Raw genomic sequence first — 9984 nt, forward strand, 5'->3', positions numbered from 1 at the left:
CTATCCTAAAAAATGCTTGCACTACAAATCACCCAGAGAAGACTTCTTGATGGCTAACTTGAACTTGAAATTTGGCTTTTTTGAAAAAATAGGTAAAAAGTTTAAAAACTCGAAGAAAACTCTTGACAAATCCTGCAAATATTTATATAATCTATGGTAGTAAGGTAGTCTTACGAAAAAATATTTTAAAGAAAAACAAAGGAGATAAAACGATGAAAAAAGTTTTATTGACAAGCGCAGTCGCTCTTGCAGCATTTGGTGCTGTACAAGCTGTTTCAGCTGATACAGCAACTTTTAGTGAGGCTAATGTTCAAACATTGCCAAATGCTAAACCTGCAGCTGATGAGAGAACAGAACCAAGTGCAGAAGTTTCTAAACTCTTTAAAGAAGCAGCAGAAGCAGCAGAAGCAGCAGCTAAACGTGGAGAAGAAGCAAGTGGTAAAGTTAATACTACTGAAAATGGTGATTTGACTATTGATGATATTAAGTCTCACCTTGCATCTCAACAATCTCAACAATCTAATAAACAAAGAGTTGTTACCGATAGATATGTTAAGGTTTATGATAAAGAAGGTAATGAACTGAAACTTGATGGTAAAGCAGTTGAGATTAAGTATGAAAAATCAGCTAATAGTACTGTTGAAGTTAAAACTAAACGTGGAACATATAAATTAACAGTTCGAGTACAAAATGGTAAAGCAACTCTTTTGAAAACTCCTCAATTAGTAGCTTCTGCTGAAACACCTGCTCAAAAAGCTGAATGGATTAAATCAGGTTCTCGCTGGTGGTACAAACACGCTGATGGTTCTTACACAACTAATGGTTGGGAAAAAATCAATGGAACTTGGTACTATTTTGACCAAGCTGGTTGGATGACAACTGGTTGGGTTAAAGACAATGGTACTTGGTACTACCTAAACGACAACGGTTCAATGGCAACTGGTTGGGTTAAAGATAACGGTACTTGGTACTACTTGAAATCATCAGGTGCAATGGCAACTGGTTGGTATCAAGTTGGTGGTAAATGGTACTACTCATACGCGTCAGGAGCTCTTGCAGTTAATACAACTGTAGATGGTTATAAAGTAAACCACAACGGTGAGTGGGTTAAATAATCCAAGATAATTTAAAACTAGGAGAGTTCTCTCCTAGTTTTTTTGCTCTTTGTTAGCTATAGGGGTAGAGTTTTTGGCATTTTCCTTGCAACTCCGTCTATTGGTTAGAAGAAAATAAAAAGTGAACAAGACGATATTTCAGTCGTAACCGCCTAATAACGAAGTATATTGAAAAATCTCCAGCCTAGAGAACTCACGGATAGTTCCTAATCTGGAGATTTCTTATTTGCACTTTTCTTGTACAACTTTAGTCCATGGTAAATCAGCCTCTAAAACCTCTTTGTTTACGAGAGTTTCCTCGTTCGGAAGACATTCTAGAAGATAGGATAGCTATTTCTCACTATTTAATTGATGACGTTTAGCTGTTTCCAACAAGCTCATAATAATAGCTCTTGCTTTAGCTCCTTCAAAATTTTGAGAAAACAACCACCCTCGCTTTTTAAAATTTAGCTTAGGCTAAAAGAGTCCACTGGACTCTTTTACTCCGTCCCATAACCAATGATTTAATGGCGCGTTCAGCTAGATTATTGGAAAGGACCAGATGTCCGTCTTTTAAAATGGTCTTAAAGGTTTCTTCATACTTGAGGCTGTATTCAATAGCCCTTCCTAGTTTTGAACCTGCTAAAACTGACTGACATCGATACCAAGCAAAGAAATCTTCCATTAGGGGGTGGAGCTCTTCTTGACGTTTCTGTAGTCGTTCATCAGCTGGCAAAGCATGCAATCGCTTTTCACCTGCTTTTAAGGCCTAGTTTAAGACTAAGTTAGAACAAGGAAAACATTACAATGTAGCCATCATCCACCTTGCAAAAAAAACTTATCCGAACCATGTTTTATCTCCTAAAAAAGAGCTACCATTTGACGAACAAAAAGTGATGTAATTTCTGAAATTAACACAAGATTACCTTTGAAAAAAATGGACTTTTTCAAGGGATTTTTGCCGTGCTCTAAAATCATCGCTAAATCATCAAATTGAAATAAGAAATATTTTAGATAAACTATTGACTTTTTTTATAGTTTGTCTTTCATTATAGCACATTTTTAAATCTAAGTTTACTAGTTTCAATGCTTCTATCTATTTATTCGGAAAAAGTATGAAAAATATTGGGTATGGCTCTTTCCAATGGTATTTTTTGATTCTTTCCTTTATAATGGGTGTATGGATAAGAAAAAATTATTATTGATTGATGGGTCTTCTGTTGCTTTTCGGGCGTTTTTTGCGCTCTATCAGCAGTTGGACCGTTTTAAGAATGCGGCTGGTTTGCATACCAATGCGATTTATGGTTTCCAGTTGATGTTGAGCCATTTGTTGGAGCGGGTTGAGCCTAGTCATATTTTAGTAGCCTTTGATGCGGGAAAGACGACTTTCCGTACAGAGATGTATGCGGACTATAAGGGTGGTCGGGCTAAGACTCCGGATGAGTTTCGTGAGCAATTTCCTTTTATTCGTGAGTTGCTGGATCATATGGGGATTCGTCACTATGAGTTGGCTCAGTATGAGGCGGATGACATCATTGGGACACTGGATAAACTAGCAGAGCAGGATGGTTTTGATATTACCATTGTCAGTGGGGACAAGGATTTGATTCAGCTGACGGATGAGCATACGGTGGTTGAAATTTCCAAGAAAGGTGTGGCTGAGTTTGAGGCCTTTACGCCAGATTATCTCATGGAAAAGATGGGCATCACACCGACTCAGTTTATCGATCTCAAGGCGCTCATGGGTGATAAGTCGGATAATATCCCTGGGGTGACCAAAATTGGTGAAAAGACGGGTATCAAACTCTTGCTGGAGTATGGTTCGCTTGAGGGGATTTATGAAAATATCGATGGGATGAAGGCTTCTAAGATGAAGGAAAATCTCATTAATGATAAGGAACAGGCCTTTTTGTCTAAAACACTAGCGACCATTGATACCAAGGCACCGATTGCGATTGGTTTAGAGGACTTGGTCTATAGTGGTCCAGATGTTGAAAATCTTGGAAAATTCTACGATGAGATGGGCTTCAAACAGCTCAAGCAGGCTTTAAATGTGTCGTCAGCTGATGTGTCTGAGAGTTTGGATTTTACTATTGTTGACCAAATCAGTCAAGATATGCTGAGTGAAGAGTCTATCTTCCACTTTGAGCTTTTTGGTGAGAATTACCATACGGATAATTTGGTTGGATTTGCCTGGTCTTGTGGGGATAAGCTCTATGCCACAGACAAGCTTGAGCTGTTGCAAGACCCGATTTTCAAGGATTTCTTAGAAAAAACATCTCTGAGAGTTTATGACTTTAAGAAGGTTAAAGTTCTTTTGCAACGTTTGGGTGTGGATTTGCAGGCGCCTGCTTTTGACATCCGTTTGGCTAAATACCTCCTTTCGACTGTGGAGGACAATGAAATTGCGACCATCGCTAGTCTTTATGGTCAGACTTACTTGGTTGATGATGAAACTTTCTACGGTAAGGGTGTTAAAAAGGCCATTCCTGAACGTGAGAAATTCTTGGAACACTTAGCTTGTAAACTTGCTGTTTTGGTTGAAACAGAGCCTATTTTGCTTGAAAAACTCAGCGAAAATGGGCAATTAGAGCTTCTTTATGATATAGAGCAACCTCTGGCTTTTGTCCTTGCCAAGATGGAAATAGCTGGAATTAGGGTCAAGAAAGAGACTTTGTGTGAGATGCAGGCTGAAAATGAGCTTGTCATTGAAAAACTGACTCAAGAGATTTACGAGTTGGCTGGTGAGGAGTTTAATATCAACTCGCCTAAGCAGTTGGGCGTGCTTCTCTTTGAAAAATTGGGACTTCCTTTAGAATACACTAAAAAAACCAAGACAGGTTATTCGACAGCGGTGGATGTCTTGGAACGCTTGGCTCCTATTGCTCCGATTGTTAAGAAAATCCTAGACTACCGTCAAATTGCTAAGATTCAATCGACTTATGTAATTGGCTTGCAGGACTGGATTTTGGATGATGGCAAGATTCATACTCGTTATGTGCAGGATTTGACCCAAACAGGTCGTCTGTCTAGTGTGGATCCAAACCTGCAAAATATTCCTGCCCGTTTGGAGCAGGGTCGTCTCATTCGTAAGGCTTTTGTGCCTGAGTGGGAGGATAGTGTATTGCTCAGCTCGGACTATTCACAGATTGAATTGCGCGTTTTGGCGCATATTTCTAAGGATGAGCACTTGATTAAGGCCTTCCAAGAGGGAGCGGACATCCATACCTCGACAGCCATGCGGGTCTTTGGCATTGAGCGTCCTGAGGATGTGACTGCAAACGATCGTCGCAATGCCAAGGCGGTTAACTTTGGAGTGGTTTATGGTATTTCAGACTTTGGTTTGTCTAATAATCTGGGCATTAGCCGTAAGGAGGCCAAAGCCTACATTGATACCTACTTTGAACGCTTCCCAGGTATTAAAAACTACATGGATGAAGTGGTGCGTGAGGCGCGTGATAAGGGCTATGTGGAGACCCTCTTCAAGCGTCGTCGTGAGTTGCCAGATATCAATTCGCGCAACTTTAATATTCGTGGTTTTGCGGAGCGGACATCCATCAATTCTCCTATTCAGGGTTCGGCAGCAGATATTCTCAAGATTGCCATGATTCAGCTAGATAAAGCCTTGGTTGCAGGTGGTTATCAGACTAAGATGCTTCTGCAAGTGCACGATGAAATCGTCCTTGAAGTTCCTAAATCTGAATTGGCAGAGATGAAAAAATTGGTCAAACAAACCATGGAAGAAGCCATTCAACTCAGTGTTACCCTCATCGCAGATGAAAATGAAGGGGCAACCTGGTACGAGGCTAAATAAAAAGGGGGCTAGTCCTCCTTTTTGTAGTAGAATTATGCAAGCCTTTTCAAAATGTGCTATACTGATGAAAAAGGAGGATTTCTATGAGTCAAGAATTTATCAATCCAAGTGATGGCGTGATTCGTCAGTATCTCGCAACGAGTAAAACCCTTGCTGTAGTGGGGTTATCAGATCGTGAGGAAACAACCAGTAATCGAGTGACCAAGGAAATGCAGGCTCGGGGTTATAAAATTATTCCAGTCAATCCCAAGGCGGCAGGTGGCGAAATATTGGGTGAAAAGGCTTATGCTAGTCTAGCAGAGATTCCTTTTCCTGTAGATATTGTCAATGTTTACCGTCGCAGTGAGTTTTTGCCAGATGTGGCGCGTGATTTTTTCAAGGCTGATGCTAAGATTTTTTGGGCACAGCTAGGACTTGAAAGTCTAGAAGCAGAAGAGATTTTGCGTGCTGGTGGATGTGATGACATCGTGATGAATCGTTGCATCAAGAGAGAACATACACGCTTGATTGAGGAAGCATAAGAAAAAGGTAGCTGGTGGGCTACCTTTTGTGTTATACTCAATGAAAATCAAAGAGCAAACTAGCCGCAGGCTGCTCAANNAAGGCGACGTTGACGTGGTTTGAAGAGATTTTCGAAGAGTATTAGAAAATGCCGATAAGGGTCTGCATACCAAGAGTGGTGAGGATGATGGCAATCCAGCAGATGGCTCCAAGAAGAATGGATTTTCCACTGGATTTGACCATAGCTACTAGATTGGTTTTGAGACCGATAGCACTCATGGCCATGATAATGAGGAATTTGGAAAGTTGTTTGAGAGGGGTAAAGAAACTACTAGACACACCGAGAGAGGTCAGAAGGGTGGTTAGGAGCGATGCAAGGATAAAGTAAAGGATAAAAAGTGGGAAGACTTTTTTCAGTTGTAGGCTTTGCTTGTTTTCTTGTTGGCGACTTTGCCAGTAGGAGAGAAAGAGCGTGATAGGGATAATGGCCAAAGTACGTGTGAGTTTAACAATGGTTGCAGACTCGAGGGTATTGCTTTGGTAAAGACTGTCCCAAGCGCTGGCGGCAGCCGTTACAGAGGAAGTGTCGTTGACCGCAGTCCCTGCAAAGAGGGCGAAGCCTTCATTGGATAGATGAAGCCAGGTGCCGAGGGTTGGAAAGATGAGCGCAGCCAAGACATTGAAGAAAAAGATAACGGAAATGGCTTGGGCTACTTCCTTTTCCTTAGCATCAATAACGGGCGCTGTCGCTGCAATGGCAGAACCCCCACAGATAGAAGAACCTACTCCAACCAAGGTAGCCAGTTTTGTATCCAGTGCAAAGAAACGCTGGAAGAGGTAGGCAATAATCAGAGCTATTGAGATAGTGGACAGGATGACAGGGAGTGAAGATTGGCCAACTGCGAAGACCTGCGAGATATTGAGACCAAAACCAAGCAAGACAACGGCATATTGGAGCAACTTCTTGGAACTAAAGGTCAAACCAGCATCCAGTTGTTTATAGGACGAGAGAAAGGGATGTAGGAGCATGCCTATGAAAATGGCAAAAACGGGCGCGCCAATCACAGGGAAGAATCCTCCTAAGTACCAAGATACGATAGAAATGAGAAGGCAGGCCAAGATACCTGCTCCATTTTTTGATAGAAATGACATAAAAACCTCCAAATAAAATCTTTTACCATTATAGACATAAAAACAGGAAAAGTAAAGTAGAAAGTGGAAAGTTATTCTATTATGTATTTTTGCGGTCGGGGGGCTTTTGTAGTATAATAGAGATACGTTTTTACAGTAGGAGGTATCTATGGACTTAACTAAGCGCTTTAATAAACAGTTAGATAAGATTCAAGTTTCGTTGATTCGTCAGTTTGACCAGGCTATTTCGGAGATTCCTGGGGTCTTGCGTTTGACCTTGGGGGAACCTGATTTTACAACGCCAGATCATGTCAAGGAGGCGGCCAAGCGAGCGATTGACCAGAACCAATCCTACTATACAGGGATGAGTGGTCTGCTGACTCTACGTCAGGCAGCCAGTGACTTTGTTAAGGAAAAGTACCAACTGGACTATGCTCCTGAAAATGAAATCCTGGTTACAATTGGGGCGACAGAGGCTTTATCTGCGACTTTGACAGCTATTTTGGAAGAGGGAGACAAGGTGCTCTTGCCAGCTCCTGCCTATCCAGGTTATGAACCGATTGTCAATCTAGTTGGGGCAGAGATTGTCGAGATTGACACAACTGCAAATGGTTTTGTCTTGACTCCTGAGATGTTGGAAAAGGCCATTTTGGAGCAGGGAGACAAGCTCAAGGCGGTTATTCTCAACTATCCAGCTAATCCGACAGGAATTACCTATAGTCGGGAGCAGTTGGAGGCCTTGGCAGACGTTTTACGCAAGTACGAAATTTTCGTTGTCTGTGATGAGGTTTACTCAGAATTGACCTATACAGGCGAAGCCCATGTATCTCTAGGAACGATGTTGAGAGACCAGGCTATCATTATCAATGGTCTATCTAAATCGCATGCTATGACCGGTTGGCGTTTGGGACTAATTTTCGCTCCTGCGGCCTTCACAGCTCAGTTAATCAAGAGTCACCAGTACTTGGTGACTGCCGCAAATACCATGGCGCAACACGCTGCGGTGGAGGCCTTGACGGCTGGTAAAAACGATGCGGAGCCTATGAAGAAGGAATATATCCAGCGTCGTGATTATATTATCGAGAAAATGACTGCTCTTGGTTTTGAGATTATCAAACCAGACGGTGCCTTCTATATCTTTGCTAAGATTCCAGCTGGTTACAACCAAGACTCCTTTGCCTTTCTAAAGGATTTTGCTCAGAAGAAGGCTGTTGCCTTTATCCCTGGTGCTGCCTTTGGGTGTTATGGAGAAGGTTATGTTCGCCTGTCTTATGCAGCCAGCATGGAGACTATCAAAGAAGCCATGAAACGACTTGAGGAGTATATGAGAGAAGCATGATTCAGTCTATCACGAGTCAAGGCTTGGTGCTCTATAATCGCAATTTTCGTGAGGATGACAAGCTCGTCAAGATTTTTACAGAGCAGGTTGGCAAACGCATGTTTTTTGTCAAACACGCTGGTCAGTCTAAGCTGGCGCCTGTTATTCAGCCCTTGGTGCTGGCACGATTTCTCTTGCGAATCAATGATGACGGACTCAGTTACATCGAAGACTATCATGAGGTCATGACTTTTCCCAAGATTAATAGTGACCTCTTTGTCATGGCCTATGCGACCTATGTGGCAGCTCTTGCAGATGCTAGTTTGCAGGACAATCAGCAGGATGCTCCCTTGTTTGCTTTTTTGCAAAAGACTTTGGAGTTGATGGAAGCAGGCTTGGATTATCAGGTTTTGACCAATATTTTTGAAATTCAAATTTTGACTCGATTTGGGATCAGCCTTAATTTTAATGAGTGTGTCTTTTGCCATCGGGTCGGTCAGGCTTTTGACTTTTCTTTCAAATATGGAGCCTGCCTCTGTTCAGAGCATTATCATGAGGATGAGAGACGTTGCCATCTCAATCCCAATATCCCTTATCTGCTCAATCAATTTCAAGCCATTGATTTTGAGACCTTGGAGACCATTTCGCTCAAGCCCGATATCAAGCAAGACTTACGCCAGTTTATGGATCAGCTCTACGAAGAGTACGTTGGGATTCACCTAAAATCAAAGAAATTTATTGATTCCCTAGCAGACTGGGGACAATTACTAAAAGAGGAAAAGAAATGAAAAAAATCGCAGTAGATGCCATGGGGGGCGATTACGCACCTCAAGCCATCGTTGAGGGTGTCAATCAAGCCCTAGCTGACTTTTCAGATATTGAGGTTCAACTCTACGGAGATGAAGCTAAAATCAAGCAATATCTGACAGCGACAGAGCGCGTCAGCATTATCCATACGGATGAAAAGATTGATTCAGACGATGAACCTACGAGAGCTATTCGGAAGAAGAAAAATGCCAGTATGGTATTGGCGGCCAAGGCTGTCAAAGAAGGAGAAGCAGACGCTGTTCTCTCGGCTGGGAATACAGGTGCCTTGTTGGCGGCAGGATTCTTCATCGTGGGTCGTATCAAGAACATCGATCGTCCTGGACTTATGTCGACTTTGCCGACTGTAGATGGGAAGGGGTTTGACATGCTGGACCTCGGTGCCAATGCAGAAAATACAGCCCAGCACCTCCATCAATATGCGGTTCTAGGTTCTTTCTATGCTAAAAATGTCCGTGGCATTGCGCAACCACGTGTTGGCTTACTTAACAATGGAACAGAGAGTAGCAAGGGTGACCCGCTTCGTAAGGAAACTTACGAATTACTAGCAGCTGATGAAAGTTTGAACTTTATCGGAAACGTGGAAGCACGTGATTTGATGAATGGCGTTGCGGATGTTGTCGTGGCAGATGGTTTCACGGGAAACGCTGTGCTCAAATCCATCGAAGGGACAGCCATGGGAATCATGGGATTGCTCAAGACAGCTATTACAGGTGGTGGTCTTCGAGCGAAACTAGGCGCACTCCTTCTCAAGGATAGCCTCAGAGGTTTGAAAAAACAGCTCAACTACTCAGATGTTGGTGGAGCGGTCTTGTTTGGTGTCAAGGCACCTGTTGTCAAGACTCATGGCTCAAGCGATGCCAAGGCTGTTTATAGTACGATTCGCCAGATTCGTACCATGCTAGAAACAGACGTAGTTGCCCAGACTGCGCGTGAATTTTCAGGAGAATAAAAGAGATGACAGAAAAAGAAATTTTTGACCGTATTGTAACCATTATCCAAGAGCGACAGGGAGAGGACTTTGTCGTGACAGAATCCTTGAGTCTGAAAGACGATTTGGATGCTGACTCAGTTGACTTGATGGAGTTTATCTTGACACTGGAAGATGAATTTAATATCGAAATCAGCGACGAAGAAATTGACCAACTCCAAAGTGTAGGAGATGTTGTTAAAATCATTCAAGCAAAATAGAAATCGGAGTTCCAAGGCATTTGCTTTGGAATTTTTTATTTGGCTTAATACTCTTCGAAAATCTCTTCAAACCATGTCAGCTCTATCTGCCACCTCAAAACAGTGTTTTG

7 protein-coding genes and 2 pseudogenes are annotated in these 9984 nt (G+C 42.3%); 7 read left to right on the forward strand and 2 right to left on the reverse strand.

Annotated elements, in window-relative coordinates:
- Positions 1-782: 782 nt before the first annotated feature.
- Positions 783-1115, forward strand: a pseudogene (locus tag HT701_RS11465) (N-acetylmuramoyl-L-alanine amidase family protein); the annotation flags it as partial.
- Between the two features lie 222 nt (positions 1116-1337).
- Here HT701_RS11465 and HT701_RS11870 read toward each other — a convergent pair.
- Positions 1338-1830 (reverse strand): annotated as a pseudogene (locus tag HT701_RS11870) (IS66 family transposase); the annotation flags it as partial.
- Between the two features lie 444 nt (positions 1831-2274).
- Here HT701_RS11870 and polA point away from each other — a divergent pair.
- Both polA and HT701_RS06375 read left to right on the forward strand, forming a co-directional pair.
- Positions 2275-4908 carry a DNA polymerase I gene (polA, locus tag HT701_RS06370; protein WP_172931329.1) on the forward strand — a complete coding sequence of 878 codons (2634 nt, stop codon included), beginning with the start codon at positions 2275-2277 and terminating at the stop codon, positions 4906-4908.
- An 83-nt stretch (positions 4909-4991) separates the two neighbouring features.
- On the forward strand, positions 4992-5429 hold the full coding sequence (locus HT701_RS06375) for a CoA-binding protein (RefSeq protein ID WP_054388194.1): 438 nt from the start codon (positions 4992-4994) through the stop codon (positions 5427-5429).
- A 121-nt stretch (positions 5430-5550) separates the two neighbouring features.
- On the opposite strand, the gene HT701_RS06380 is transcribed toward HT701_RS06375, so the two are convergent.
- On the reverse strand, positions 5551-6561 hold the full coding sequence (locus HT701_RS06380; protein WP_023935482.1) for a YeiH family protein: 1011 nt from the start codon (positions 6559-6561) through the stop codon (positions 5551-5553).
- 148 nt (positions 6562-6709) lie between these two features.
- On the opposite strand from HT701_RS06380, the gene HT701_RS06385 reads away from it, so the two are divergent.
- Genes HT701_RS06385 through HT701_RS06400 form a run of 4 tightly spaced genes read left to right on the forward strand, consistent with a single transcriptional unit; the run spans position 6710 to position 9874 of the window.
- Complete coding sequence (locus HT701_RS06385; protein ID WP_119919609.1) at positions 6710-7879, forward strand: pyridoxal phosphate-dependent aminotransferase; 1170 nt, start codon at positions 6710-6712, stop codon at positions 7877-7879.
- Positions 7876-8646 carry a DNA repair protein RecO gene (gene recO / locus HT701_RS06390; protein WP_023932887.1) on the forward strand — a complete coding sequence of 257 codons (771 nt, stop codon included), beginning with the start codon at positions 7876-7878 and terminating at the stop codon, positions 8644-8646. Before HT701_RS06385 ends, recO begins: the two co-directional genes overlap by 4 nt.
- Positions 8643-9635, forward strand: coding sequence for a phosphate acyltransferase PlsX (plsX, locus tag HT701_RS06395; protein WP_023932889.1), 993 nt, complete (start codon positions 8643-8645; stop codon positions 9633-9635). Before recO ends, plsX begins: the two co-directional genes overlap by 4 nt.
- Positions 9636-9640: 5 nt before the next feature.
- Entirely contained in the window at positions 9641-9874 is a 234-nt protein-coding gene (locus HT701_RS06400; protein WP_000136445.1) for an acyl carrier protein, read from the forward strand.
- Positions 9875-9984: the final 110 nt, after the last annotated feature.

This window comes from Streptococcus sp. 10824 (assembly GCF_013276595.1).
Taxonomy (GTDB): Bacteria; Bacillota; Bacilli; order Lactobacillales; family Streptococcaceae; genus Streptococcus; species Streptococcus pseudopneumoniae.

What these genes read in the sequence shown, in the direction of transcription:
- HT701_RS06400 (WP_000136445.1), top strand. Translation starts at nt 9,641, where the DNA reads ATGACAGAAAAAGAAATTTTTGACCGTATTGTAACCATTATCCAAGAG.
- HT701_RS06385 (WP_119919609.1), top strand. Translation starts at nt 6,710, where the DNA reads ATGGACTTAACTAAGCGCTTTAATAAACAGTTAGATAAGATTCAAGTT.
- plsX (WP_023932889.1), top strand. Translation starts at nt 8,643, where the DNA reads ATGAAAAAAATCGCAGTAGATGCCATGGGGGGCGATTACGCACCTCAA.
- polA (WP_172931329.1), top strand. Translation starts at nt 2,275, where the DNA reads ATGGATAAGAAAAAATTATTATTGATTGATGGGTCTTCTGTTGCTTTT.
- HT701_RS06375 (WP_054388194.1), top strand. Translation starts at nt 4,992, where the DNA reads ATGAGTCAAGAATTTATCAATCCAAGTGATGGCGTGATTCGTCAGTAT.
- HT701_RS06380 (WP_023935482.1), bottom strand. Translation starts at nt 6,561, where the DNA reads ATGTCATTTCTATCAAAAAATGGAGCAGGTATCTTGGCCTGCCTTCTC.
- recO (WP_023932887.1), top strand. Translation starts at nt 7,876, where the DNA reads ATGATTCAGTCTATCACGAGTCAAGGCTTGGTGCTCTATAATCGCAAT.